Below are 26,151 nucleotides of genomic sequence, written 5' to 3'. Positions count from 1 at the left end.
TTTTATATGAAACAGCCAAACTATTTTTATGTTTTATGCAATATTCACGTACCTTTTCAGTTTATATAATAAAATGAAGATATAAATATGTTAACAGAAATATTACCAATCATAGGAGCATTCATACTGAGCATGACATGTGGTGCATTTTTCATTCCATCAGTGCTGAAATTCTGCAAGAAAAAAAAGTTGTATGATATTCCAACCCTAAGAAAAGTGCATAGCGCACCTATACCACGATTGGGTGGCATTGCATTCATACCAAGCATGATGATTTCAGCTGTAGCTGTATTGCTTATCATAGCTACAAATAATATTCAAGACAAAATCTCTCTCAGTATGTGGAGCGTAGGTTTTATCTTAAGTCTGTCGATTATCTACTCTGTAGGAATCATTGACGATTTAATCGGTCTTAATGCTAAAGTGAAATTTGCCGCTCAAATTCTCGCTGCCAGCATCATGCCTATATGTGGGCTCCAGATTAATGACCTCTATGGTTTGTTTGGTATTTACGAGATACCTTCGAGTATTGGTATTCCTCTCACAATCTTTACATTTGTATTCATAGATAATGCACTCAATCTGATAGACGGCATTGATGGTTTGGCAACAAGTCTCTCCATCATTGCTCTGCTTGGTTTCTTTTATTGTTTCATACCATACGACTTGATTGCTTATGAAGTGATGATTGCAGGTTTGGTTGGCGTACTGATAGTATACCTATATTATAATATGTGGGGAAAAGTAGAAAAAGGAACCAAGATATTTATGGGCGATTCGGGCAGCTTAACATTGGGATTTTTCTTGGCATTTCTATTTGTCAAAGCAATTGCCGTAAATCCAAATATTATGCCAATGTCTCCAAAACGCGTGCTGATAGCATATAGTCTGCTCATCATACCTACTTTTGATGTCGTAAGAGTAGTGTTACATCGCATCAGAAACAGGAAACCAATCTTTGATGCAGACAAAAGCCATATACATCACAAGATATTGGCTATGGGATATAACCAACACTATACGTTATTCTTTATCATCCTACTAGCCCTAACTTTCGTTGGCACCAACGTAATACTTGGCAATATGAATGTAGGATTAACAGGTATTTTACTTATCGATATAGCCCTCTATACGATGCTACACATCGGTATCAATCAAAAAATCAAACTAAAGAAAGAAGTAGAGAAATGACCATACAAAACAAAACAGAAATCAAGAATAGAAACAACAGAATGGAGCGTTTCGTAAAACGTTCCACAGATATTCTTTTATCTCTACCTTGTCTCATACTATCTTCTCCTCTATTTGCCATTATCTCATTAGCCATTAAGTGGGAAGACGGATTACCAATCATCTACAAGCAAGAGCGTATAGGTTTGCATGGGAAACCTTTCAACATCTATAAGTTCAGATCGATGAAGGCAGATGCTGAAAAAGATGGTCCAAATCTACTAGAGATTGAAGGCGACACGCGACTCACTCATGTCGGTAAATTCATTAGAACTCATCATTTAGATGAACTTCCACAATTATGGAACATTCTAAAAGGAGATATGTCATTTGTCGGTCCGCGTCCTGAACGCAAATACTATATCGACCAGATTATGGAGCATGATCCTCGATATACTTATCTGTATCAGATTCGTCCGGGAGCTACTTCTTATGCCACCTTATATAATGGATATACGGATACGATGCCGAAGATGCTGAAAAGACTCGAACTTGACCTCTACTATCTGGAGCACAGATCCTGGTGGTTTGATGCCAAGATTCTATTCAAAACTATGGTGAACATTCTATTTGGCAAAATATTCTAAGGTTAGCTACTGATGCAATAAAGGGGTGAATACTTATAATATAGTGTATTCACCCCTTTATTGTACCTTCTTCCTAACGAAATCCATATTTAACTGTTGGGAAGACTCATGCCCAACATCGCATTTCTCACTTTTCGAGTAGGATAACCCAACATATAACTGCAGTCAACCACCTTCTTGATGGTAAGGTAACCTAACTGATAAAGAAAGAGCTTAGGTTCATTCATATTGACATTACTCATCACCTGATACAAAAAAAGAGTCACTGTGAAGTAACCCTTTCCCGACCGGGGACACCCCAATCCTGAATAAAGAAGCCTTTATCCGATTGCAAAGATATGGTAATTCTTTTATATATGCAAATAAATAGATGATTACTTATTGATTTTTTAAAGAATTAACATAAGGAAAAAGTAACAGATCTGACTCTGTTTGTTTAATCTTAAAGGAGTTAGCACTTGTAATTCGCTTCGTAAGCCAGTGGATTACGGGGCGTAAGTAACTGACTTTTGCATCGCAAGTAACTGACTTTTACTTCGTAAGCAACGGCTTCAGGGTGACGGGTGACACTGGTGACAGTGATTTCTGAAGATTTACTCTCGCGCGGGCAGGCAGGAACTTTCGGCCTGATTTTTCCTGCCTGCCCGCGCGCGAGGCGAAAAGTTGAAAAACTAGTGTCACCCTGTCATCGTGTCACCGTGAACACTGAGCAGAGAGAATGCGCCGTATAGCTCTCTTGCTATGGGCATAAACTCTCCTGTCTCCGCCTCCGTTGGCTTTCGGAAGTAGAGATCCACACATTACTGTTTCTGTCGCGGCGCCTCCAAAGTAGGTAATAAGGTTCTAAATTGTGTCACACGGTGCAAAGATAGCAAAAATAAAATAAATGAGAGTTCCCACTATGGGAACTCGTAAACGACAATTATTGTTTTTTAGATTCTTTTAAACGACAAAAGGCTGAAAAATATATCCAATTCTCGAAAGTTGCAGAAGAAATTGGTGCGAACTGTATGGTTGAAACGGACTGAAGGGCGTAATGGGTAATTTCAACCGTACATATCGAAAGATTTTAGACATCGAACGCTGTGAAAGGGAAAAAGGAGGTTTTGTGACAGATTTTCTCTTTCTCTGCTTTATTATTTGGCATTATTTATATAAAAATCTGTTTTCTCGTACAGATAGAAAATGCTCTACAAAGGTATTTAAAACTTTTTTTTAAGTTGATGGTAAATTTGTTGCCATTTTATTTTTTTGTTTCATTTTTTTTTAGTACCTTTGCAAACGTTATCCTGAATACAATCTTTTTACCTTAAAGAAAACTAATACCTATTGAATGTAGAGCAGTTGTCTGAGAAGATAGCTGCTCTTGTCTTTTTTATAGCTCCCCATATAATAAATACCGCAAAACATCCGTTTTTATTTATAGAAACAAGTTTTATTACTTGTATAAATCATCACGCAAGAAACAATGGAAACAGAAGTAAAGAAGATTCCTTATCTCGACCTGAAGGCAATCAATGAGCCATACGAGAAGGAGATAAAGGATGCTATCAACAAGGTGGTCAACAGCGGATGGTATCTGCAAGGTGAAGCCGTAAAGAGGTTTGAAAAATCGTATGCACAGTTTATCGGTACAGAATACTGCATCAGCTGCGCTAACGGGACGGATGCGCTCAAACTGATGCTGATGGGCGAACTGGCTATCGGAAATCTGCAGAAAGGGGATGAAGTGATCGTGCCTGCCAATACTTATTTCGCTACCGTACTTGCCATCAGCAGCGTAGGACTGACTCCTGTATTGGTGGATGCCAATATCGATACATTACAGATAGATGACCGGCTGATAGAAGCACGAATCACACCGAAGACCAAAGCCATCATGATTGTTCATCTCTATGGCAAACTGGCGTGGACTCCGAAGATAGCAGAAATCTGCAAGAAGCATCATCTCTTGCTTTTCGAAGACAATGCGCAGGGATTCGGATGCTCCACTACCCTATCTGATTCTTCTGAAAAACTATCGAAAAGAAGATATACCGGAAATCTTTCGGATGCTGCCGCTCACAGTTTCTATCCTAGCAAGAATCTGGGAGCCTTGGGAGATGCCGGAGCGGTAACTACCAACAACAGGGAGTTGGCTGAAGCCATCATGTCACTACACGAATATGGAAAGATAGAAGACGGCATTTTCAGATACCAGGGCGTCAACTCGCGTATGGACGAGATTCAGGCTGCGGTACTGAATGTGAAACTGCAATATCCTGAGAACGAACAGAAAGCGAGATACAGACAAGTACAGCTATACATGGAGCATCTGGATGATAGTATCAAGGACAGATGCATCGCTGCGAAACTCCTCTCTCCAGCTCATGAGAATGTTTTCCACGTCTTCCCTTTCCTTACCCCGAAGCGAGACCAACTGAAAGCTTTCCTGGCAGAGAATGGGGTCGGCACAAAGATTCATTACTTCCGCCCACCCTATCTGCAGCCATGCTATCCGGAAATGAACCATCTGGAATTTCCGGTAGCTAAGAGAATAGCTGACGAAGAACTGAGTCTGCCTTGCAACTCTTCGCTCAACGATGAAGATATCATCAGAGTAAGCAAACTCATCAACCAGTTCTTGGCTTAAAGGTACTGCACCTTGGCACCGATAGAAAGGCCGAAGACATCCCAGAAACCGGCATTGCCATTACGGTAGAAACGCATAAAGTAGATATCCGTTGTACCCAACTCATAGAAGAACGTGATACTCTTGATACGCTTACGTTTATTGTGCGGAATATCATACTTAAAACGTTCACCCAAGGCGATATTAGGACGGACTCTGGTAGAGAACGGATAGTAGCCGCTTTCATACTTGGTAGGCTGCTTAGTCCAGAAATCATGTCCGAACACCGTATTGAAATACAGGCTGCACTCCAGAGGTTCAAACCACCAGCCCTTACCGATATTGTGACGCCAAGGAATGAAATTCTCCTTGAGCGTCATAGTTAACTTCTCATCGTCAGAACTGAACTTCGGGATGTAGCCAAACAAGAGCTGCGTTTCCCACTGGCGGCGCTTACCATATTCCCATCCGATACCCAGCGAAATGATACCCATATTGCCACAGGTCTGAATGATGCCACTAGTAGGTATCAGCAAATCCCAATGCTTACGGTAGCGCATGACGCGGCGGTCATATCGGGTCAGTTTGCCATCCGCCAACACCAGAGTATCATGAACGATACTATCCTTCTGTTCCAACTCCTCACTTTTCCCGGTAACCTCACCGGCAGCATGAACCTGTACAGAACCTGCAGCAAGCAAAGCTCCCAGAATGAATATATGCTTAAAACTCAATAACTTCATAACGATAACCTTTTGGAGTAATGGTGAATATATAGTACTGATGCTTAGCGGCATTGGCCACCTGATAATAGATGATGCCATCGCCATAAATATCTTCTTGCTTGGTATGATGACCATGACCGCAAAGGCAGAACATCAAACCAGGGAACTGATGGGTATAAAAATTGAAGACCTTAGCCACATTATTATTAAACTGCTCTGAATAAGGGGCAGCATGCATACAGACAATGGTACGCGAAAAGTCATCTGCATCTGCCTTAACCTGCTCTTCCATGAAATCGAAATTAGGTACAGGGCGAGAATAGTCAAACTCTATGGCATTGGTATTGAGACAGACAAACTTTACCTTACCGGCGATGAAACTGAAATCCGGATTACCAAAGATTTTCTGATAAGACTGGTTACCTGTTCCTAAACAGTCATGATTACCCAGCAGAGCCACGAAAGGTATCTTCAACTTCTGAAGATGGTCACGGGTCCACTGAAACTCACGGGTAGCACCAAAGTCGGTAAGGTCTCCACAATGAATCACGAAATCGAGGGAATCACTGCGGCGATTGATATCATTAACCTCACTCTTCAAATCATCCAACCACTGGTGTGAATCGCTGATCATAGCAAAACGGATTGTATCTTTCGATTTTACTGCAGCCTCAATTTTCTGAATATTTGTAACATTCAGATTTCTATCGCCGTTGATTTGCACATCATAAGGATGAACATCGAAGACGGTATCGCAGGATGCCACCATACAGAGACAACAGGCAGCCAGAATATAGGGAATAATTTTATGCATTCTTGTCTTATTATCTTTAAAAACTCTTTTTTATAACTCTTAAATACTACTTTTTCTTCTTTTTCAACCTTGCATAGAAACCTTGCAACCTGCCTGGCTGGCAACCGGCATCGAGCAGTTTCTTCAAATCACGATAGGCTTCGTCTTTTCTTCCAAGCAGAATCAGGATGTCTACATGATTGAAAGCAAAATCCTCATTACCGGCATCCAACTCCATCGCCTTGGCGTAATCAAACTCTGCCAGCTCAAGCATACCCCTCTCCTTCTCCATGCCACCTCTTGCAGCATAAGCCATCGCACTGTCAGGGTACTGCTCTATCAGACTGTTAATGCCATCGTAAGCCTCGGTATAATGCTTATCTTTCTCATTGAGCAAAGCCAGACCGAGTTGCGCCTGAAAGTTGCCAGGAACAAGTACCAGAAGATTCTGATAATCGAGACGCGCAAAGTTATAACGGAGCAACTTCTCATTGACAAAGGCACGATAGAACAAACCGGCGATATTGGTATTGTTCAGAAAGAGTACCTTATCAAGATCATCCTTGGCATATTGCCACTGCTCCAACTGGATATTCCAAGCAGCCTTTTTCAGTCGCAGATCGATACTGTCTGGATGATATGCAAGCACTTCTGTAGCCTTGGAGAGTGAATCGCGCAAGGTTTTATTCTGAGCAGCACGTGGCTTGTCGGCATCTACGTTCTGCGCAGATACAGATAAAGAAACCATCGATGCCAATAATAATGTATAAAAACTTTTCATGGTGCAAAGTTAAGAAGACTTTTGCAAACTGCCAAATAAAAAACTATAAAACTTATTTGAGTTTACAAAAAGAACTAAATTTCAGAAAGACAGGACAATCAACAAGAAAAACCTTAAGAGAAAGAAACACTCCTCTTAAGGCTTTTATCTATAAAGCATCTGGATAGAAAATTCACCCAGCGCCGGAAAATCCATTTACAGATTAAGCATTCTTAATCCAGTTAACGATCCATGCGCCAACCTCAGTTGTGCCATACTGAGCACCACCCTCAACCTGAATTTCAGGTGTGCGGACATTGGCATCGAGAGAAGCATCTACTGCCTTGCGAATCAAGGCACCCTCCTCGTTCAAGCCAAAGTGCTCCAACAACATAGCTGCAGAAAGAATCTGAGCTACCGGGTTAGCCAGGTTCTTGCCAGCTGCCTGTGGCCATGAACCATGAACAGGCTCGAACAATGGTGTGTGCTCACCGAGAGAGCTAGATGGCTGCAAGCCCATAGAACCGGTGATGCAAGAAGTCTCATCGGTCAGGATATCACCGAAGGTATTCTCTGTAACGATAACATCGAAGAATGTAGGCTCAGTCAATACGCGCATAGAAGCGTTGTCGATGAACATATAATCGGTGTTTACCTCAGGATACTGTGGCTCCATCTCCTTGGCAATCTGACGCCAGAGACGAGAAGATGCCAATACGTTTGCCTTATCTACTACTGTCAAGTGCTTGTTGCGCTTCATGGCAAACTCGAAAGCTACCTTCAGGATGCGCTCAATCTCAGGACGGGTATAGATATCTGTATCGTATGCCTTATCGTTATCCTGATACTTCTCACCGAAGTACATACCGCCAGTTAACTCGCGAATAACTACAAAGTCAGCACCCTTCAGGAGTTCATCCTTCAATGGTGACTTGTGGAGCAGGCAATCGAATGTGGCTACTGGGCGAACATTGGCGAAGAGGCCCAACTTCTTACGCATAGCGAGCAAGCCCTGCTCAGGACGAACCTTGGCTGTAGGGTTGTTGTCGAAACGTGGGTCGCCAACGGCTGCGAAGAGCACTGCGTCAGCATCCATACAAGTTTTGAAGGTCTCCTCTGGGAATGGATCACCTACCTCGTCGATAGCGTGAGCGCCGCAGATAGCCTCGTTGTAAGTAAACTCGTGGTTGAACTTCTCTGCAATGGCCTGCATAACTGCTACGCCCTGCTTCATAATCTCTGGTCCGATACCATCACCGGCGAGAACTGCAATGTTTAATTTCATCTTATTTGATTTTTTAATTGTTTTATTGTTTATAACCTTCGGAGATAATTCTGTAATCTTCGGAGATATTTTCGTAACCTTCGGAGATATTTTCGTAATCTTCGGAGATATTATTCCATATCCAGATTTCGAGGCGACGCTGGCTGTTCATCGCTCTTATCTGCCTCATACATATTAAGCATTTTGAGCGTTGCCTTGATAGCTGCCTCCGTCTGGTCGGCATCCAAGCCTCGGGTACGCCAGATACGGTCACCTTCACGCCAGGTGATGACTGTCTGAACGAGGGCATCGGTACGGCCACCAGGTGGGATAGTTACCTGATAGTTGTCGAGCTTAGGGAAGGTTTTGCCGAGCTTCACCTTGTAGATATTGCGGAGGGCTTTCACGAAAGCATCATACTGACCATCACCGGAGCTCTGGTCTTCATACTCCTTGCCATCGATTTCTACCTTTACACTGGCTATTGGCTTCAAACCATATGAGGTTGATACCATGTAACTTACCAGTTTCACCTTATCCTCTGGAGCTCCATGCTTCAATACATCACTCACGATGTATGGCAGGTCGTCCTGGGTTACCAGTTCCTTGCGGTCGCCGAGTTCTGTGATCCGCTTGGTCACCGCCTTGGTCTGCTCAGGCGTCAGTTCCAATCCCAGTTCATTGAGGTTCTGCACAATATTCGCCTTGCCAGAGTTCTTACCCAACGCATACTCACGATGTCTGCCGAAACGCTCAGGTACCAGGTCGTTGCAATAAAGCTTGTCTTTGTTGTCACCATCGGCATGCACACCAGCTACCTGGGTAAAGACGTTGTCTCCTACTACCGGAGTATTCGGAGCCACGGCAATGCCACTATATCCTTCAACCAATCGGGAAATATCGTTCAAACGGTCTTCCTTAATATTGGTCTTTGCCTCGAACATGTCTTTCAGAATCACCTGAACACTTGCCAATGGTGCATTGCCACAACGCTCACCTAGACCATTCACGGTAACGTGGAGACCCTTGGCGCCGCTCAATACGGCAGCCAGCGAGTTGCTCACAGCCAGATCGTAGTCGTTATGGGCATGGAAGTCGAAGTGAGAATTCGGATAACGGCGCACCATCTGGCGCATATACTCCACACACTGCAATGGGTTCAGAATACCCAACGTATCAGGAAGAAGGAAGCGCTTGATAGGCAGTTTTACCAACTCATCCATCATCATGAAGAGATAGTCACGGCTGTCGCGCATACCGCTCGACCAGTCCTCCAAGTAGAGATTCACGGTGAATCCCTTGCTCAAAGCATAGTCGATGGTCTGCTTGATATGAGCGAGATGCTCCTCAGGCGACATCTTGAGTTGCTGGGTACAGTGCTTGTAGCTACCCTTAGCCAAGAGGTTGATGACATGACCGCCGCATTCAGCAATCCAATCCACACTCTTGTTGTTATCCACGAATCCCAATACCTCAACGGAATCCAGTTTACCTATAGTCTTGGCATAACGGCAAATTCGAGCGACAGCATCCTTTTCACCTTCTGACACACGCGCTGAAGCCACCTCAATGCGATCTACATTGATGTCGTGCAACAGCATTCTTGCTATCATCAACTTCTCGTGAGGAAGGAAACTGACACCATTGGTCTGCTCGCCGTCGCGCAGCGTGCAGTCCATGATCTCAATCTCCTTGATGCGGGAATTATCTCTCTTTGCGTTAACGTTCATAATTACTTGTTTTTAGCTTCCCAAGCCTCAACCTTGTCGCGGTTCTGAACGAGGAAGTCTACATCGTCCAAACCATTCTCCAAACAGTGTTTCTTGTAGCCGTTGATTTCAAAGTGCTCGCTCTTGCCGGTAGCAAGATTGGTCACGGTCTGGTTAGGAAGATCTACCTTCACCTCTGTCTTGTGATCCTTGTCGATGCTCTCGAAGAGTTCCTTCAGGAATTCCTCGCTTACTACTACTGGCAATACGAGGTTGTTCAACTCGTTGTTCTTGTGGATATCAGCAAAGAAAGAACTGATAACCACACGGAAGCCTGCACCTGCGATAGCCCAGGCAGCGTGCTCACGGGAAGAACCGGAGCCGAAGTTCTTGCCAGCTACGAGGATGACACCACTGTATGAAGGATCGTTCATCACGAAGTCTGGCTTTGGAGTTCCGTCGGCATTATAGCGCCAATCGCGGAAGAGGTTGTCGCCCATGCCCTCTTTATCGATGGCCTTGAGGAAACGGGCTGGGATGATCTGGTCTGTATCTACATTCTCCAATGGAAGAGGAATGCAGCTTGATGTAATTACATTGAATTTCTGTTTCATCGTTGTTGAAATGTTTAATTTTAAATGTTTAGTGTTTACTTGATTAGATAGTGATTAATAGTTATAAAGCGAAGCCCAACTAATCACTAATCACTAATCATTAATCACTATATTACATAAACTCTCTTGGGTCGGTAATCTTACCAGTGATAGCGGCAGCTGCTGCTACGTATGGGCTGGCAAGGATGGTACGGGAACCTGGTCCCTGACGACCCTCGAAGTTACGGTTGGATGTACTTACAGAGTACTTGCCTGCAGGAATCTTATCATCGTTCATTGCCAGACAAGCAGAGCATCCTGGCTGACGGATTTCGAAGCCAGCAGCCTCAACAATCTTATCAATTCCCTCTTCACGTATTTGTTTATCAACCAACCATGAACCTGGTACAAGCCAAGCAGTTACGCCATCTGCCTTCTTCTTTCCTTTAACAAGAGAAGCGAAAGCACGGAAGTCTTCGATACGACCATTGGTACATGCGCCCAAGAATACATAATCGATAGGATGACCCTCGAGTTTCTCGCCTGGCTGGAAGCCCATGTAGTTCAAGCTCTTCTTGAAACCAGCCTGCTCTTCCTCTGGAATCTCATCGAGAGTTGGGATATTTTCTGTGATACCGATACCCATACCAGGGTTGGTACCGTAAGTGATGCGTGGTTCGATATCCTTTGCCTCGAAAGTCAACTCCTTGTCGAATACAGCGTCATCGCCACTCTTCAAGGTCTTCCAGTAAGCTACAGCCTTGTCCCACTCTTCACCCTTAGGTGCATATTCACGACCCTTGATGTACTCGAATGTTGTCTCATCAGGAGCAACGAAACCACCACGGGCACCCATCTCGATAGAGAGGTTACAGAGAGTCAGACGACCTTCCATAGACATATCCTTCACTACATCGCCACTGTACTCAACGAAGTAACCGGTAGCACCCGAAGTAGTGAGTTGGCTCATCAGATAAAGAGCAACATCCTTAGCTGTTACACCCTTGCTGAGCTTGCCGTTGATGCTGATACGCATAGACTTTGGCTTGCTCTGGAGAATACACTGTGAAGCCATCACCATCTCCACCTCAGAAGTACCGATACCGAAAGCTACAGCACCCATGGCACCATGGGTAGAAGTATGAGAGTCACCGCAAACGATGGTCATACCAGGAAGAGAAAGACCCTTCTCAGGACCTACTACGTGGATGATACCATTATCCTTTGTGTTCATGGCAAAGTGAGTAACACCGAAATCAGCGGTGTTCTTTGCCAAAGTATCTACCTGCTTCTTTGAGATAGGATCCTCGATTGGTTTATCCTGATCGTGGGTTGGAGTATTGTGGTCAGGCATACAGAAAATCTGGTCTGGACGGAACATCTTGAGTCCGCGTGCTCGCATACCAGCGAATGCCTGAGGTGATGTTACTTCGTGACAGTAGAGACGGTCGATGTAAAGCTGTGTAGGACCGTCCGGAACAATCTGGACAACATGCTTGTCCCAAATCTTGTCGAATAATGTATTCATAATATCTCTTGTTATATATATGTTTATCTAATCTTAAACTTGTTAATACAATCAATGTAAGCCTCAACAGAAGCAGTAACGATGTCGGTATCTGCGCCGAAGCCATAATAAACATGACCATCGTATTCTACCTGCATGTGAACCTTGCCCACATCGTCTGAACCCTTGTCGATAGCCTGGATGGTGAACTCCTTGAGGTTCATCTCCTTGGTGATGACCTTCTTGAGAGCATTGATAGCAGCATCTACCGGACCGTTACCAGATGATGCAGCCTCAAACTTCTGACCTGCAATATCAAGACCGATACTTGCCACGCTCTTCACGCCCTTACCTGTAGTAACCTGCAACCAGTCGAGCTGAACACCATGCTTATCAGCAGAATCAGCACCGGCAAGCATCAAAACATCCTCATCGGTAACTTCCTTCTTCTTGTCAGCCAACTGGAGGAACTTCTTGTAAATCTTGTCGAGCTTCTCCTCATCATTAATCTCTACACCATTGACATGGAGACGGTACTTCAATGCTGCACGACCAGAGCGGGCTGTCAGAACGATAGCGTTATCATCCAATCCCACTTCCTTAGGATCAATGATTTCATAAGTCTGGACATTCTTCAAGACGCCATCCTGATGGATACCAGAAGAATGAGCAAAGGCATTGCGGCCCACGATAGCCTTGTTAGGCTGAACAGGCATATTCATCAAGCTGCTCACCATGCGTGAAGTAGGAATAATCTTGGTAGTATTGATGTTGGTATCAATATTGATATGCTTGTGACACTTCAGAATCATAGCAATCTCTTCGAGCGAAGTATTGCCTGCGCGCTCACCAATACCATTGATGGTAACCTCAACCTGGCGTGCACCATTCAAAACACCCTGCAGGGTATTGGCAGTAGCCATACCGAGGTCGTTATGACAGTGGGTAGAAAGACGAGCCTTGTCAATGCCATCAACATGCTCCATAAGATACTTGATTTTGTCACCATATTCATCAGGCAGACAATAACCTGTAGTATCAGGAATGTTCACTACAGTAGCACCCGCCTTGACAACAGCCTCAACGACACGAGCCAGATACTCATTATCGGTACGACCTGCATCCTCAGCATAGAACTCAACGTCCTCAACATACTTTTTTGCATACTTGACAGCAGCTACAGCACGTTCGATGATTTCCTCACGGGTAGAATTGAACTTATACTTGATATGACTGTCGCTGGTACCGATACCGGTATGGATTCTCTTATGCTTAGCATACTGCAAAGCCTCAGCAGCACAATCAATATCCTTTTCTACGGCACGGGTAAGTGCACAAATAGTAGGCCAGGTTACAGCCTTAGAGATTTCTACCACTGAATTGAAGTCGCCCGGACTTGATATAGGAAATCCAGCCTCAATTACATCTACGCCCAACTGCTCCAGTTGCTTTGCCACCTGAATCTTCTCAACTGTGTTCAACTGACATCCCGGAACCTGTTCGCCATCGCGGAGGGTCGTATCGAAAATGTATAATCTGTCACTCATATCTTTAAAATTTTAAATTTACACCTTATTATATATATAAGAGCTACACATTCAGAACGCACTACGTTTATATAGCAATCCGTGCAGAAGCATCAGATAAAGTAAAAAGCCTTCCCCCACTCCATAGACGGAAGTGTAGAAAGGCTTTTAATATCTTAAGCGATGAACTATACGCACACCTTATCACTTCCGCCCACAAACTGCAGTCGAAGTCGAATAATAATGCTTGTAATGTTCAACAATGTTGTTCTCATATCTATCTTATTATGTTATATTCTTAAATTCGCATGCAAAGGTAACACTTTTATTTGATACTAGCAAACAATTTATAACTTTTTTAATAGAAATGATAACAAATTCTTATATTCTTATAGATTTTTCACCCAAAAACGTTAATTCTGTGCAAGAATTTGGCAAAAATGCCGGTTTCTGAGCGAAAAACTGACAAACGCTAACCTTAGAAAGGCAGATTCTCAGCAGGCGGCGGTGGTAGCGGACTACCATCCTGTCCTCCGCCATTCATCCTAGAGCCTACAATTTCACCACCTTCTTCGACAGGTGCCGCTGCAGCATCCTGCGGATCCTGGAATCGGGTAAATTCTCCACGGAAGTTCAGGAGAACATCTCCAACAGAACCCTTACGGTGCTTGGCGATGATAATCTGTGCCATACCATGAAGGTCATTACCCTTTTCATCCTGATAGATGTGATAATATTCCGGGCGGTGAACGAAAAGCACCATATCGGCATCCTGCTCGATGGCACCGGATTCACGGAGGTCACTCAACTGAGGTCGCTTTCCTTCCAAACCCTCACGGTTCTCTACATTACGGGAGAGCTGCGAAAGAGCAAGCACAGGAATATTCAACTCTTTGGCAATACCTTTGAGCGAACGGGAGATGGTAGAAACCTCCTCCTGACGGCTGCCAAACTTCATACCATTGGCATTCATCAGCTGGAGATAGTCGATCATCAACAGTTTAACACCCTTTTCCCTTACCAGTCGGCGCGCCTTGGTACGGAGTTCGAAAACAGAAAGACCAGGCGTATCATCAATATAAATAGGTGCACCTGTCAGTTTTCTCAGTTTTTTATCCAACCGTTCCCATTCTGGCTGTTCCAATTGTCCGTTCAGTATTTTTTTACCCGAAATCTCGCAAACATTCGAGATGAGTCGGTTCACCAACTGAACGTTATTCATTTCCAGAGAGAAGAATCCGATAGGCACATCATAATCTACCGCCACATTCTTGGCAATACTCAATGCAAAGGAAGTCTTACCCATGGCAGGACGACCGGCGATAATCACAAGGTCGGACGGTTGCCAACCTGATGTCATATCATCCAACCCACGATAACCCGTAGGAATACCGGTAAGACCACCCGAGTTCTGAGCAGCGCGCTGCAAGATGGCAACAGCCTCCTTTACAACCGGATCAATCTGTGTATAATCCTGCTTCATATTGTTCTGCGAAAGCTGGAAGAGTTCACCTTCAGCTTTCTGCATCAGTTCATCCACATCCACACCTTCTTCATACGCCATCGTCTCGATGTCGCCGGCATAATGAATCAGCTGGCGCTGCATATATTTCTGCGCCAGGATACGGGCATGCGACTCTACATGGGCAGCCGAAGCCATGCCTGCAGAAATATCCATGAGATATTGTGCTCCTCCCACCTTATCCAGTTCGCCAGTCTTGGCTAACTGATCGGCAAGAGTCATGATATCCACAGGCCGTTCCTCCATGTTCATCACCTGGATAGCCTGATATATTCTCTTATGACGCGGGTCATAAAAAGTATCCGGCTTGAGCAACTCCGACACCACCGAAAAAGCATCAGAATCTATCATCAAGGCACCCAGTACCGCCTGCTCCACATTCACAGCCTGCGGCTGCAAATGGGCGTAGGTTGGATCTATCTGTACCTTATTCTTATTTTTATTATTCTCCGCCATCTTTATTGTTTTTTCCTTTCCTCGAAAACTTTTTTTGTTATAAATTCCAATTCTATAGGCGCAATACCACGATCATCGAGCCAATCTCCCATCTCGAGCAGACCGAATGCATCTATATCTTCCTTAGGGGAAAAAGCTGCATGACCAGATGCTTCATCCAAAAATCTGATAGCTGCAGTTCCTCCCTTTTTCACGAGAACGCAGAGTCCATAATAGAAAAATTTCATAGCCTCCCATCTGTGGTCTTGTGGCTTGGAAACTCTGTTCACCATCGCAGATAACATTTTCATGAACATGCGTTTCTTATCATCCTTATCCATATCTGTCATGTCAGAATTCAACATTTCCCTGATTTCATTATCATCACTATTTTGCAGATAAGGTTCTATTAAAGCCATTGCATGGTCAATGTTTTTATCGCCTTCCGATTCTGTAAAGAGCAAAGAGAAAGCCAGTCTGCATTCAACCTGTTCTTCCTTAGGATACTGTTCATCCATCTGGAAAGCCCATTCCAAAGCCTCTTTATAATGATGGAATTTCAATAAGAGATCGGTCTTTTTCAGCTTGAGCTTAAACTGCTTACTCTCATCTGATTCTTCTTTAATCAGGCAATTCAATGATATTAAAGCCGCCGGGTCTTTTATCTCTTCTTCTATTTCTAATTTCAACTCCGTGGCAGCCTTATAAGTTGGGCTTGTTTTCTTAATCACATAGAGATGTTCAAGCGCTTCATCATATTTTTCCTCCGATTTGTATGCCAATGCAAGCATCATATTCTCTTCGTCGGTATATTTTTCCAGATTACGCAAAATCTTGCTAACAAAGGCATAGTCACCTCTTTTAGCAGAGAAACGGGCCAGTGACAGGCGATACTTGTCATATTCCGGTTTAGCAAACAGTCCCGTAGTAAAGAAAGGAATTTCCTTCTGCACTTCGAAAGGATTATCAAATGCCTTCCTCATTGGAGAGAGAGTATAGAATCGGTAGAGGTCCTGCACATAGCGATGACGAACCCTAATTGCACGTTTCTTCTTTTCCTCTTCAGAGAGATTCTCTTCATGTTCCATTACCGAATCAAGCAGTGTGACATTTTCAGAATCCATTGCTTCTGTAGAATCAGTCTCATCCTCTACTGGCTCTTCGGTATTCTGCTCTTTTTCCACCTCATCTTCTTCGTCATAAAAAACAGGACCTGACACCATATTTTCTGGGGCAACATCCAATGATTCAATAAATTCCTTAGATGTATTATTCAATGAAAGAATGATGCTATACAGATCGGTATCACACATAGAGGCACCTTTCAAGAGATTGTTGATGAAATTGCGATGCTGTTTCATCGTAGCCCGAACATTCTTGAGCGTAGAATTACGGACATAGAAAGGAACAAACCAATTATAGAGTGAATGGAAATGACCGAAGCTCTTCTGGTTGGCAAACTGATGATAATAGACATCAACTCCTATATCTTCTGAATTCAACATATAGTCAAAGGCTCCCTTAAGGGCATCATCAGGATTCTCCCCATCTGCTGAGAAGCAATCAAGTCCCAATTCACCCGTTTGGTCTATCTTTTCGGCCAAATCCTGAGTAAAAGAAGTGAGCATGGTCTTCACCACGGAATGCATCATCTCCTTGCTATCCTTTTTACTTGTAAGACATAGACGCATCTGGCGTTGTAGATCAACACAGGCTGCCAAAAATTCATCGTCCATGATCAAGCCAGCTGCAGAATCCCAATATTTCTGTTTTTCACCCGAATTGGTTATTGCAGAGAAAACGAAACCCACCAAAGCTCGCTGACGAACACTGCATGTACAGTCGTCAGACTTGATTAAGCGCATCAAGACTGCAAGTCTAGGGGCATCCATGAATACAGAGCATGACAATGAAACAGCCGAAACTATCATATTGATGGTGTATGGATCTACCAAATCGGAAGCGATGATATCAAGTATATTCTTGACAAAATCATCATTCCATTCATCAGTTGTCAAAATATAAGAAAACACCATATTGCGATAGGCATTAAGCTGCTCTTGTATCTTTTGTCTTTCCTCGTCTATCTGTTCTTCAGACAAGTCTACCCTCAAACTTAGCATAGCTTCATCTGTAGCAAATTTCTCAAAGGTTTCCTGTACCTCATCAAAACTTGTCAGATTCTGAGCTCTTTTGCGAAGTGCAACAAATGTAGACTCATTAGCCAAAATCCATTCGTAGCGCATTTTACTATAGAACTTGTCTATATCCATATCCAAATCTGAAGCAAGATCATAAAGTTCCCGATGTTTAAGTTTGCCATCTATATAATCATGATATAAAGCATCATATCTTTGTTCAATTTCCGCTATTCCAGGCAGACATGGCTCCAAACCCACTTCCTGGTCAATTATCTTGCGAATTGCCTCTATTCTGGATATCATAGTGACATTTTCATGCGAAAACTTTGTCCAGCTAAAATCTTCTCTTTTCATAAGCCGCTTATTTTTGTGCTACAGCCAGGTCACGACGTCTTGGTTCCATAGCGTGTTCATATTTAAGTTTTGGAAGATTACTGATGGTTTTAGCATCGGCACCCGTATATTTTGTGATGATACTTGCATAATACTGTACCCCACGACTGTTTATGCTATCAACAGCAATATTATACGCCTTGATAAACTTGGCAACTTGGTCTTTACGGCGCGGCTCTAAAAGTATTTTCTTGCGGAAAGCAACAACACCTAACTGCAAGTTCTTTTCTCTGCTGTCAAAGAGTTTTACATGCTGTTCAAGTCGGGCTTTGGTAGCTTGAGGTTCTGGCAGCAACATGGCATCCATCTCGTTGTTAAGCAACATACGCAGACGGATGTTCAAATCGTTGATTTGAACCTTATAAGCATCATATTTAGGCTTACCGCTATCGATTGCTAAAGTAGCCAGATAATCAGTTGCAGAGTAGCGGGTCATTGCCACCATCTTATCTGACAGTTGTTTCAGTTCGGATATACGCGAACGCTTATTAGTGATAAACTGCCAATAAAGATTGGTAGAAATAGGGTACGTCAAAGCAGTACCCCGTTTCTCTATATGATGTGCACGAATCAGATCGGTCACGGCTCCCTCTACGCGCTTGCGCTCGATAGCAGTATCACAATCCATTTGTGCAGTATATCTACGCAAATGTACGTCTACACCTTGCTGCTCGAAGATACTGTCATCACATGCCAGAAAGATTGGCAGGCAGTCCATTGTTGGCATCACCGCAATCTTCAGCGCAGCACGGTCTAGGCTATCCAATCTAGCCTTTTCCTTCTTGCTCAAGCGATGACGTTCTGCTTCCGACTTGCCACATCCTGCAAATCCTATAGCCAGCAAGAGCATCAAGGCTGTAAACGTTTTGAACTTATTCATTATCTATCCTTTAATCATTTGTTATTCTACATAGAGAACCAATCCCTTCAAATATTCACCTTCAGGATGATAAATATTGATAGGATGGTCGGCAGGCTGGTGCAACTGGTGCAAGATGCGGACCTTTCTTCCAGCCTGCGCTGCAGCAGTAAACACAGCATTGCGGAACTGATCCTTCGTAACCACCTGAGAGCAACTGAAGGTAAAAAGGATGCCGCCCTTCTTAATACGCTGCAAGCCCTTTACGTTCAGGCGGGTATAGCCCTTCAACGCATTGCGCAAAGCCGCACGGTGCTTGGCAAAAGCAGGAGGATCAAGAACAATCAGATCATACTGCTGGTCATGTTCATCAAGATACTTGAAGGCATCTTCGCAGAATGCCTCATGGCGTGCATCTCCAGGGAAATTGAGCGCAATATTCTCATTGGTCAATTCTATCGCCTTGGCACTGCTGTCTACGGAGTGAACAGCCTTAGCCTCGCCTCTCATCGCATAAACAGAAAAACCGCCGGTATAGCAGAACATGTTGAGCACGCTCTTACCCTTGGCATAATGCTCGAGCAGCGAACGGTTCTCACGCTGATCTACGAAGAAACCCGTTTTCTGACCACGCAACCAGTCGATATGGAATTTCAGTCCATTCTCTACAGCAACATCGTCAGCATCACCTCCCAGTATAAAGCCATTTTCCTGTCTGAGGTCAGCCTTATACGGTAAGGTTGTCTCACTCTTATAGTAGATATTCTCCAGTGCTTCGCCCATCACCTTCTTCAAGGCTTTGGCTATCTCCATGCGGCAAACATGCATACCCACACTGTGAGCCTGCATGACAGCAGTAGGACCATAGCAGTCGATAACAAGTCCCGGCAAGTTATCACCCTCACCATGAACTAAGCGATAAGTAGTATTGGATGAATTACCGGCAATACCCAAAGCGAGTCTCATCTTATATGCCGAATCCAATCTGGCACACCAGTACTCCTCATCAATCTCAATATCTCTAAAAGAAAGAACACGTACAGCGATAGAACCGATCTGATAATGACCTATAGCAATGAATTCACCACTACGGGTAAACACTCTCACAATGTCGCCCTCCTCTATGCCCTCATCCATTGCCTGGATAGCACCCGAGAAGATCCATGGATGAAAACGCTTGAGCGATTCTTCCTTACCTTTCTTTAAATATACGCTTTTATACATATTTTTATATATGATGTTTCTTACGATTATCAATTTCTATTCCTTACCACCTTATATCATGCCCTGAGTTCATCAAGCTCGTAATCGCCTGTAGCAGACAAGCGTTTGAATTCCTCATACAGATTAATGCAGCACCAGGCATCTGTAGCTGCATAGAGAGCCTGCGATTCCTTCAAATCGCTAGCCTCCCAATTGCTCAACCGTTGCGCCTTGCTGATTTTCTGGTGAAACAGGTTCGCATACAGTTTCTGCAGACTCATGTCTGCGATACCAAAGTTCTTTGCAACATCCTGCAACTCGATAAAGTAGCCAGCCTTAAAAGCAGCTCGCTTATGGAGCTGCAGCAAGTCATCGTGCCAGGAAAGTCCTACTTTTGGCACGGTGGTATCTTCGAGCAAGCGAATGATGGCAGGAGTCATGCCCGTATGATGCAGGCGGAAGAGATAACAAGTATCATGTGTACTCACCTGCAACAACGAAACATGGTAAGCCTGACCACGCTTGAATGATGGACGCGTTTCTGTATCCACACCCAGTATATAATGGCTAAGTAGGTCATTAACAGCCGTTTCTGTATCTTCAGGCTTGTCAACGACTACGATTTTGCCAGGAAACAAAACTCTTGGCAAATTCGTGATTGCCGCCTTGTCGAAACTAGTGAAAATAATCTTCATTATGCTTTTTATTCTTTACAAGTTGCAAAATTAGAAAAAAAAGATGAGAAAAAGAATTGTTTTCTCAATTATTTTCGCTAATTTTGCAGATAAATTATTCAAAAATATATAAAATGGCTAAAAAAAGAACTGAAAAAAAGACCAAAACCTTTAGCGAAGCTATTGGTTTACAGTATATTTTCAACAATACTATCACCGACTTTTTCATAGGATTAGCCTTGGTAGTCATTGCTGTGGTTATCATCATCGCTATGATCTCCTTTCTCAACACAGGAGCCAATGACCAGAGTTTGCTCGAAAATCTTAAGCCGGGCGAATGGACCAACACGGAAAAACAGTTTCAGAACTACTGCGGATCCTGGGGAGCCATTGTATCCTATTGGCTCATTGCCATGAATTTCGGATTTCCAGCCTTCATGCTCCCATTCTTTGTTATTATGGTGGGATTGCAGATGATGCATGCCTACAAGCTGAACCTGTGGAAATGGTTCTTTTGCATGATTGTGGTCATGCTATGGATGTCGGTAACCTTTGCCAAGTTCATCGCACCTATCATGCCAAGCCTCATCTTCAATCCGGGCGGAAAGCACGGACTCTATGTCGTGCAGAATCTGGAGAACATCATGGGTCCTCCAGGACTTACTGCCATTCTTTTCTTCGTGGCAGTAGCATTCCTCACCTATCTCACCACTGAAACCATTACGGTAATCAGAAAAGCACTCAACCCTATCGGTTATATATCAAATAAGGTGAAATTTGAGATTACTAACCATGGAAAGAACCGGAAAGATACGGAAGCTATCGACGAGGTATACGCCAGCGCAGCATATGGTGCTGGCACAGAGGATGAGAAAGAAGAATATAAGGAAGAAGAACCTGCCAAAGTCATCGACCTGAATCTGGATCCGGACCAGACTTTCGCAAACCCAGACATGCCTTCTACGTCTGTTGAGCCAGAGGCAAACGGACAGGAAGCTACAGGAACAGAAAGTGATACAGAAAAAGATAAAACCATCGGTATAGCCAACGGCACGCAGAACGAGAATATGTCACTCATTGCACGTCAGCGCGAACTCCGTACAAAACGGGCAGAACAGGAAGCATTGGAAAAGCAAGCTGCCGAGGCTGCTGCAGCTTCTGAGCATATAGGTATGGACATCTCTGTAGCCACAGCCGACGAGAAGGCTACAGGCAACACCTTGAGCAATGCAGAAGTACTGAATACTCCTATCAATCCGAAGGAGCCGTTCACCAGATATAAATATCCGGTACTCAACCTTCTGAAGAAGTATGAGGATGACGGCGTATCCATCGATGAGGAAGAGCAGCGCGCCAACAAAAACCGCATCATCGAGGTGCTGGGCAACTTTGGCGTACAGATCAAAACCATCCGTGCTACGGTTGGTCCTACCATCACACTCTACGAAATCCAGCCTGCAGAAGGCGTACGTATCTCTAAGATCAAGAATCTGGAAGATGACATCGCCTTGAGTCTGGCAGCTCTCGGCATCCGTATCATCGCTCCTATCCCAGGTAAGGGAACCATCGGTATTGAGGTACCTAACGCAAAGGCGAACATCGTTAGTATGGAAAGTACTTTAAACTCAAAGAAATTCCAGGAAACCAAGATGGAGTTACCTATCGCTTTGGGTAAGACCATTACCAACGAAGTGTTTATGGTTGATTTGGCAAAGATTCCTCACCTGCTCGTTGCGGGTGCTACCGGACAGGGTAAATCTGTAGGTCTGAATGCCATCATCACCTCTTTATTATATAAGAAACATCCAAACGAACTCAAACTGGTTCTCATCGACCCTAAGAAGGTGGAGTTTAGCGTCTACTCACGTATCGCCAACAAGTTTATGGCTGCGGTTCCTGATGAGGAAGAACCTATTATCACCGATGTAACCAAGGTGGTTAGAACCCTGAACAGTCTGTGTGTACTGATGGATAGCCGTTACGACTTGCTCAAAAAGGCAGGTGCCCGTAACATCAAGGAATACAACCAGAAGTATATCAACCATAAGTTAAAACTGACTGACGGACATGAGTATATGCCATACATCGTGGTAATTATCGATGAGTTTGGCGATTTGATCATGACAGCCGGCAAGGAAGTAGAACTTCCTATTGCCCGTATCGCCCAGCTGGCCCGTGCCGTGGGTATCCACATGATTATTGCCACCCAGCGTCCTACAACCAGCATCATCACGGGTAATATCAAGGCTAACTTCCCTGGCCGTATCGCCTTTAAGGTTACATCTGCCATCGACTCAAAGACCATTCTTGACCGTACAGGAGCCAACCAGCTGATTGGTCGTGGTGATATGCTCTATCTCTGCGGCAACGAACCTGTCCGTGTACAGTGCGCCTTTGTTGATACACCTGAAATCGAGCGCATCAACGAGTATATCTGCGAACAGCCTGGTCCTATCGAACCTATGGAGTTGCCAGAACCAGCTAATGATGAAGGAAGCGCAGGTGGAAGCGGCAGCATCAGTGCCCGCGAACTGGATCCGTTCTTCGAAGAGGCAGCCCATGCGATTGTTCTTTCGCAGCAGGGTTCTACCAGCATGATACAGCGACGGTTCAGTATCGGCTATAACCGTGCAGGACGACTGATGGACCAGATGGAAGCTGCAGGCATTGTAGGTGCAGCACAGGGCAGCAAGCCTCGTGAGGTACTGATACAGGATGAAAACCAGCTTAATAATCTGTTAATGGCACTTCGAAACTCTTAATTTTAGTAAAGAACTAAGGGTATGAAAGAAGATAATATTGGAAAAGGTTAAATTATTAAACCCTGAAGCCATGAAAACGTCTATGAGAGAAAAGACGTTTTTACAGCTTTATGATAAAGTATAAAATTTTAGAAGATATAATATAACATAGAATTTTAAAAGAAAGGAAAAGATAAAAATGAAAAAGATTTTAGCATTGGCTTTCGTTGCAATGATGAGCATCGGAGCCATGGCGCAGACTGCGCAACAGGTACTCGATAAGACCGCTGCCGTTATTGGCAACAAAGGTGGAGCTAGCGCCAACTTCAAGATGAGCAGTTCTAAGTATGGATCAGCAAGCGGCAGTATTGCCATCAAAGGCAACAAGTTTAACGCCCGTACCCCGCAAGCCATCGTCTGGTTCAACGGCAAGACCCAGTGGACTTATCTAAAGAAAACCAACGAGGTGAATGTCAGCAACCCTACACAGGCTCAGCAGATGTCCATGAACCCTTATACCTTTATTAATATATATAAGACTGGTTATAAGTCAACGCTCAATACAGCAGGCAGTAACTATGTAGTACATCTCGTTGCCGATAACCAGAAACGTTCTGTAGCCGAAATGTATATCACCATCAACAAAAAGACACATATTCCATCAGTTGTCAAGATGCGACAGGGCAATACCTGGAGTACCATCACGGTAAGTAACTTCAGAGCCAAGAGCGTTTCTAACAGCACATTCAATTTCAACAGCAAGGAATGTCCAGGAGCTGAAGTCATCGACCTGAGATAATCGCCTGAAATATCGTATAAAGTTTATTTTCAAATAAGATTCCCCGCCACAACACTCCGGTAGCGTGACGGGGAATTACTTTTTCCAAAAGGGTTCTAGTATCAATAATTTCCAAAAGCAAATCATAGACTCCCCCTTTTTAATACAACAAATCTTAAAACAACTATGCAATTGTAAAATATTCAAAAACACTTTGGAATTTTTGCAAAAACATTTGGCGGATACAAAAAAATTGCTTACCTTTGCATCAACAAAATATAAAAACAAGTAATTATGAAGCAGACAGAAGCCTATCAAAGACTCGTGGAAAAAGGTATCCGACCATCACTCCAGCGTATTGCCATTATGGATTGGCTCATCAAGCATCCCACTCATCCAACTATCGAAGATGTGTACAAAGGATTAGCCGACCGCATCCCAACATTGAGCAAGACAACTGTTTACAACACACTCAGAATGTTGAGTGAGCACAATGCGGCTCAGATGATCACAATCGATGAACATCGCGTATGTTATGATGGAAATATTAAAAGCCACGTTCACTTCTATTGCAGGAATTGCGGCAAGGTAATTGACTTTTTCGGCGAACCTGCTCCAACAGTGGAACCAGGAAAGGAAATTGAAGGAAACATCGTATTGGAAGAACAGCTCTACTACAGAGGAATCTGTGCTGAATGCGCTAAAAAAGGCGTAAAGTCACCTCTCACAGAGACTGTTCACTAATTAAAAAACAATAATTATACAACAACATTTAAAACAAAAGCATTATGAAGAAAAAGTTTATTTGCACCGTTTGCGGTTACATTTACGAAGGTACAGAAGCACCAGAAAAGTGCCCTATCTGCAAGGCTCCAGCCAGCAAGTTCAAAGAGATGGAAGATGCAGTAGATGACGATATGACATTTGCTACCGTTCACGTTCTCGGCCAGGCATATAAGGATGGCGTTAATGAAGACGTTATCAAGGGTTTGAAGGACCATTTCAATGGTGAGTGTGGCGAGGTAGGTATGTATCTTGCTATGGCACGTCAGGCAGATCGTGAAGGCTATCCTGAAATTGCAGAGGCTTACAAACGTTATGCCTATGAGGAGGCTGATCACGCTTCTCGTTTTGCAGAACTTCTCGGTGAGGTTTTGGGTGATACCAAGAGCAATCTCGAGGCTCGTATTGCAGCAGAGAAGGGTGCTTGTGAGGATAAGTTCCGCATTGCCAAGCTTGCTAAGGAGCAGGGTTCAGATGCTATCCACGATACCGTTCATGAGATGGCTAAGGATGAAGCCCGCCACTGTGCAGGTTTTGCAGGTCTTTACAAGAGATACTTCAAGTAATAGATTTTTAATGACGTAACTTTAAAAATTATAATACGATTATTTAGTATCGTAAGTCAAGAAAACAGGAAAGCCGATTCTTGTATAGTAATATACTTGAATCGGCTTTCTTTATGTGATGATAAATATTGTTACTTTGTTTCAGGAACCAGGAACTTGTCTCCTGTTTGCTTAATAAGTTCCTTGGTATATTTCTCAGGATATCCAGGACGATCGGTATCTGCTACGAGGGCGGTTTGTCGCCGAGCGGTTGCATCTCTGATACCCCGCACGCCAGCTCAGAAGGAGGCGATGAAGCTTCTCATCCTCCGCCTTCACCGTGAGTTTCGGGGCACCAAGACCATTCTGGGTCATCGCGATTTGCCGGGCATGCAGAAAGCCTGTCCCTGCTTCGATGCCACGAAGCTTCAGCCTCTGCTGGCTTCATAGCATCCTCTATTAAGATACAAGTTCTCCCTATAAGTCAGGCGTCCTCTTTTCCAGACATTCTGGCTAACTGCTATTGACAATAATTATGTTCATAACTCATTTTTTATTTTCTCCGCCAGTAAGAGCCCTACGACCGCAGAAAAGTGAGAAGCAATATTTACATAATGCTACTGTATAGAAGAACTTCATTAGATGTTTTCCAGAAAAATAACGCCTAAAAAAGCAAGAAATAGCAGAATGATGCTTTTATTTTGAGTTTCAAGTGGTTGTGGCAGTTGTTGGCTTTAAGTGACGTTCGTGAGGAAATGCGAAAATGGCGGAT

The 26,151-nt window shown here is 43.8% G+C and carries 23 protein-coding genes; 8 read left to right on the top strand and 15 right to left on the bottom strand.

The features are described from left to right. The first annotated feature begins 87 nt into the window (after positions 1 to 87). The gene (locus ACWJAO_RS03235) at positions 88 to 1,191 is read left to right on the top strand and encodes an MraY family glycosyltransferase (protein WP_449139243.1); all 1,104 of its coding nucleotides are present in this window, start codon (positions 88 to 90) and stop codon (positions 1,189 to 1,191) included. Continuing rightward, positions 1,188 to 1,817, top strand: coding sequence for a sugar transferase (locus ACWJAO_RS03230; RefSeq protein ID WP_449139242.1), 630 nt, complete (start codon positions 1,188 to 1,190; stop codon positions 1,815 to 1,817). Before ACWJAO_RS03235 ends, ACWJAO_RS03230 begins: the two co-directional genes overlap by 4 nt. An 89-nt stretch (positions 1,818 to 1,906) precedes the next feature. Here the strand turns inward: ACWJAO_RS03230 and ACWJAO_RS03225 are convergent, their stop codons facing one another. After that, on the bottom strand, positions 1,907 to 2,059 hold the full coding sequence (locus ACWJAO_RS03225) for a hypothetical protein (protein ID WP_449139241.1): 153 nt from the start codon (positions 2,057 to 2,059) through the stop codon (positions 1,907 to 1,909). A gap of 1,226 nt (positions 2,060 to 3,285) precedes the next feature. On the opposite strand from ACWJAO_RS03225, the gene ACWJAO_RS03220 reads away from it, so the two are divergent. Continuing rightward, positions 3,286 to 4,449 carry a DegT/DnrJ/EryC1/StrS family aminotransferase gene (locus ACWJAO_RS03220; protein WP_449139240.1) on the top strand — a complete coding sequence of 388 codons (1,164 nt, stop codon included), beginning with the start codon at positions 3,286 to 3,288 and terminating at the stop codon, positions 4,447 to 4,449. Here the strand turns inward: ACWJAO_RS03220 and ACWJAO_RS03215 are convergent. The 13 genes from ACWJAO_RS03215 to ACWJAO_RS03155 form a co-directional block, all read right to left on the bottom strand. Beyond that, positions 4,446 to 5,171 (bottom strand): hypothetical protein, encoded by a 726-nt coding sequence (locus ACWJAO_RS03215; RefSeq protein ID WP_449139239.1) that lies wholly within the window; start codon positions 5,169 to 5,171, stop codon positions 4,446 to 4,448. The genes ACWJAO_RS03220 and ACWJAO_RS03215 overlap by 4 nt on opposite strands. Continuing rightward, positions 5,152 to 5,967 (bottom strand): metallophosphoesterase family protein, encoded by an 816-nt coding sequence (locus ACWJAO_RS03210; RefSeq protein WP_449139238.1) that lies wholly within the window; start codon positions 5,965 to 5,967, stop codon positions 5,152 to 5,154. Before ACWJAO_RS03210 ends, ACWJAO_RS03215 begins: the two co-directional genes overlap by 20 nt. A 46-nt stretch (positions 5,968 to 6,013) precedes the next feature. Continuing rightward, positions 6,014 to 6,727, bottom strand: coding sequence for a tetratricopeptide repeat protein (locus ACWJAO_RS03205; protein WP_259297323.1), 714 nt, complete (start codon positions 6,725 to 6,727; stop codon positions 6,014 to 6,016). 202 nt (positions 6,728 to 6,929) lie between these two features. Further along, positions 6,930 to 7,991 (bottom strand): 3-isopropylmalate dehydrogenase, encoded by a 1,062-nt coding sequence (leuB, locus tag ACWJAO_RS03200; RefSeq protein ID WP_006846817.1) that lies wholly within the window; start codon positions 7,989 to 7,991, stop codon positions 6,930 to 6,932. 110 nt (positions 7,992 to 8,101) lie between these two features. Next, positions 8,102 to 9,700 carry an alpha-isopropylmalate synthase regulatory domain-containing protein gene (locus ACWJAO_RS03195; RefSeq protein WP_449139237.1) on the bottom strand — a complete coding sequence of 533 codons (1,599 nt, stop codon included), beginning with the start codon at positions 9,698 to 9,700 and terminating at the stop codon, positions 8,102 to 8,104. A 2-nt stretch (positions 9,701 to 9,702) separates the two neighbouring features. Further along, positions 9,703 to 10,293 (bottom strand): 3-isopropylmalate dehydratase small subunit, encoded by a 591-nt coding sequence (leuD, locus tag ACWJAO_RS03190; protein WP_006846819.1) that lies wholly within the window; start codon positions 10,291 to 10,293, stop codon positions 9,703 to 9,705. A gap of 112 nt (positions 10,294 to 10,405) precedes the next feature. Beyond that, positions 10,406 to 11,800: a 3-isopropylmalate dehydratase large subunit gene (leuC, locus tag ACWJAO_RS03185; protein ID WP_118141592.1), complete on the bottom strand. Its 1,395-nt coding sequence runs from the start codon at positions 11,798 to 11,800 to the stop codon at positions 10,406 to 10,408. A gap of 23 nt (positions 11,801 to 11,823) precedes the next feature. Beyond that, entirely contained in the window at positions 11,824 to 13,326 is a 1,503-nt protein-coding gene (locus ACWJAO_RS03180; RefSeq protein ID WP_200757576.1) for a 2-isopropylmalate synthase, read from the bottom strand. 457 nt (positions 13,327 to 13,783) lie between these two features. Next, on the bottom strand, positions 13,784 to 15,283 hold the full coding sequence (dnaB, locus tag ACWJAO_RS03175; protein ID WP_022120959.1) for a replicative DNA helicase: 1,500 nt from the start codon (positions 15,281 to 15,283) through the stop codon (positions 13,784 to 13,786). A gap of 2 nt (positions 15,284 to 15,285) precedes the next feature. Beyond that, complete coding sequence (locus ACWJAO_RS03170) at positions 15,286 to 17,757, bottom strand: hypothetical protein (RefSeq protein ID WP_449139236.1); 2,472 nt, start codon at positions 17,755 to 17,757, stop codon at positions 15,286 to 15,288. 7 nt (positions 17,758 to 17,764) lie between these two features. Next, complete coding sequence (locus ACWJAO_RS03165) at positions 17,765 to 18,676, bottom strand: ABC transporter substrate-binding protein (protein ID WP_449139235.1); 912 nt, start codon at positions 18,674 to 18,676, stop codon at positions 17,765 to 17,767. Positions 18,677 to 18,697: 21 nt separating this feature from the next. Further along, positions 18,698 to 19,879, bottom strand: coding sequence for a class I SAM-dependent rRNA methyltransferase (locus ACWJAO_RS03160; protein WP_144151436.1), 1,182 nt, complete (start codon positions 19,877 to 19,879; stop codon positions 18,698 to 18,700). A 56-nt stretch (positions 19,880 to 19,935) separates the two neighbouring features. Next, a complete protein-coding gene (locus ACWJAO_RS03155; RefSeq protein WP_186292203.1) occupies positions 19,936 to 20,553 on the bottom strand; it encodes a 3'-5' exonuclease in 618 nt (205 codons plus the stop codon). 113 nt (positions 20,554 to 20,666) lie between these two features. On the opposite strand from ACWJAO_RS03155, the gene ACWJAO_RS03150 reads away from it, so the two are divergent. From ACWJAO_RS03150 to ACWJAO_RS03135, 4 genes are all read left to right on the top strand, one after another. Beyond that, a complete protein-coding gene (locus tag ACWJAO_RS03150) occupies positions 20,667 to 23,294 on the top strand; it encodes a DNA translocase FtsK 4TM domain-containing protein (RefSeq protein WP_449139234.1) in 2,628 nt (875 codons plus the stop codon). A gap of 178 nt (positions 23,295 to 23,472) precedes the next feature. Further along, the gene (locus tag ACWJAO_RS03145) at positions 23,473 to 24,072 is read left to right on the top strand and encodes a LolA-like putative outer membrane lipoprotein chaperone (RefSeq protein ID WP_144151441.1); all 600 of its coding nucleotides are present in this window, start codon (positions 23,473 to 23,475) and stop codon (positions 24,070 to 24,072) included. Positions 24,073 to 24,345: 273 nt separating this feature from the next. Next, positions 24,346 to 24,795: a Fur family transcriptional regulator gene (locus ACWJAO_RS03140; RefSeq protein ID WP_449139233.1), complete on the top strand. Its 450-nt coding sequence runs from the start codon at positions 24,346 to 24,348 to the stop codon at positions 24,793 to 24,795. Positions 24,796 to 24,839: 44 nt separating this feature from the next. After that, on the top strand, positions 24,840 to 25,400 hold the full coding sequence (locus ACWJAO_RS03135; RefSeq protein ID WP_022120967.1) for an NADH peroxidase: 561 nt from the start codon (positions 24,840 to 24,842) through the stop codon (positions 25,398 to 25,400). Between the two features lie 131 nt (positions 25,401 to 25,531). On the opposite strand, the gene ACWJAO_RS03130 is transcribed toward ACWJAO_RS03135, so the two are convergent. Then, positions 25,532 to 25,672 (bottom strand): hypothetical protein, encoded by a 141-nt coding sequence (locus tag ACWJAO_RS03130; RefSeq protein ID WP_449139232.1) that lies wholly within the window; start codon positions 25,670 to 25,672, stop codon positions 25,532 to 25,534. Positions 25,673 to 25,691: 19 nt separating this feature from the next. Here ACWJAO_RS03130 and ACWJAO_RS03125 point away from each other — a divergent pair, with 19 nt between their 5' ends. After that, complete coding sequence (locus tag ACWJAO_RS03125; protein ID WP_449139231.1) at positions 25,692 to 25,829, top strand: hypothetical protein; 138 nt, start codon at positions 25,692 to 25,694, stop codon at positions 25,827 to 25,829. Positions 25,830 to 26,151 lie beyond the last annotated feature (322 nt).

The organism is Segatella sp. (assembly GCF_977051555.1).
The sequence above is the reverse complement of the archived record's forward strand: the minus strand, read 5'-3'. Positions and strand labels throughout refer to the sequence as shown.

What these genes read in the sequence shown, in the direction of transcription:
- ACWJAO_RS03235 (WP_449139243.1), top strand. Translation starts at nt 88, where the DNA reads ATGTTAACAGAAATATTACCAATCATAGGAGCATTCATACTGAGCATG.
- ACWJAO_RS03230 (WP_449139242.1), top strand. Translation starts at nt 1,188, where the DNA reads ATGACCATACAAAACAAAACAGAAATCAAGAATAGAAACAACAGAATG.
- ACWJAO_RS03225 (WP_449139241.1), bottom strand. Translation starts at nt 2,059, where the DNA reads ATGAGTAATGTCAATATGAATGAACCTAAGCTCTTTCTTTATCAGTTA.
- ACWJAO_RS03220 (WP_449139240.1), top strand. Translation starts at nt 3,286, where the DNA reads ATGGAAACAGAAGTAAAGAAGATTCCTTATCTCGACCTGAAGGCAATC.
- ACWJAO_RS03215 (WP_449139239.1), bottom strand. Translation starts at nt 5,171, where the DNA reads ATGAAGTTATTGAGTTTTAAGCATATATTCATTCTGGGAGCTTTGCTT.
- ACWJAO_RS03210 (WP_449139238.1), bottom strand. Translation starts at nt 5,967, where the DNA reads ATGCATAAAATTATTCCCTATATTCTGGCTGCCTGTTGTCTCTGTATG.
- ACWJAO_RS03205 (WP_259297323.1), bottom strand. Translation starts at nt 6,727, where the DNA reads ATGAAAAGTTTTTATACATTATTATTGGCATCGATGGTTTCTTTATCT.
- leuB (WP_006846817.1), bottom strand. Translation starts at nt 7,991, where the DNA reads ATGAAATTAAACATTGCAGTTCTCGCCGGTGATGGTATCGGACCAGAG.
- ACWJAO_RS03195 (WP_449139237.1), bottom strand. Translation starts at nt 9,700, where the DNA reads ATGAACGTTAACGCAAAGAGAGATAATTCCCGCATCAAGGAGATTGAG.
- leuD (WP_006846819.1), bottom strand. Translation starts at nt 10,293, where the DNA reads ATGAAACAGAAATTCAATGTAATTACATCAAGCTGCATTCCTCTTCCA.
- leuC (WP_118141592.1), bottom strand. Translation starts at nt 11,800, where the DNA reads ATGAATACATTATTCGACAAGATTTGGGACAAGCATGTTGTCCAGATT.
- ACWJAO_RS03180 (WP_200757576.1), bottom strand. Translation starts at nt 13,326, where the DNA reads ATGAGTGACAGATTATACATTTTCGATACGACCCTCCGCGATGGCGAA.
- dnaB (WP_022120959.1), bottom strand. Translation starts at nt 15,283, where the DNA reads ATGGCGGAGAATAATAAAAATAAGAATAAGGTACAGATAGATCCAACC.
- ACWJAO_RS03170 (WP_449139236.1), bottom strand. Translation starts at nt 17,757, where the DNA reads ATGAAAAGAGAAGATTTTAGCTGGACAAAGTTTTCGCATGAAAATGTC.
- ACWJAO_RS03165 (WP_449139235.1), bottom strand. Translation starts at nt 18,676, where the DNA reads ATGAATAAGTTCAAAACGTTTACAGCCTTGATGCTCTTGCTGGCTATA.
- ACWJAO_RS03160 (WP_144151436.1), bottom strand. Translation starts at nt 19,879, where the DNA reads ATGTATAAAAGCGTATATTTAAAGAAAGGTAAGGAAGAATCGCTCAAG.
- ACWJAO_RS03155 (WP_186292203.1), bottom strand. Translation starts at nt 20,553, where the DNA reads ATGAAGATTATTTTCACTAGTTTCGACAAGGCGGCAATCACGAATTTG.
- ACWJAO_RS03150 (WP_449139234.1), top strand. Translation starts at nt 20,667, where the DNA reads ATGGCTAAAAAAAGAACTGAAAAAAAGACCAAAACCTTTAGCGAAGCT.
- ACWJAO_RS03145 (WP_144151441.1), top strand. Translation starts at nt 23,473, where the DNA reads ATGAAAAAGATTTTAGCATTGGCTTTCGTTGCAATGATGAGCATCGGA.
- ACWJAO_RS03140 (WP_449139233.1), top strand. Translation starts at nt 24,346, where the DNA reads ATGAAGCAGACAGAAGCCTATCAAAGACTCGTGGAAAAAGGTATCCGA.
- ACWJAO_RS03135 (WP_022120967.1), top strand. Translation starts at nt 24,840, where the DNA reads ATGAAGAAAAAGTTTATTTGCACCGTTTGCGGTTACATTTACGAAGGT.
- ACWJAO_RS03125 (WP_449139231.1), top strand. Translation starts at nt 25,692, where the DNA reads ATGAAGCTTCTCATCCTCCGCCTTCACCGTGAGTTTCGGGGCACCAAG.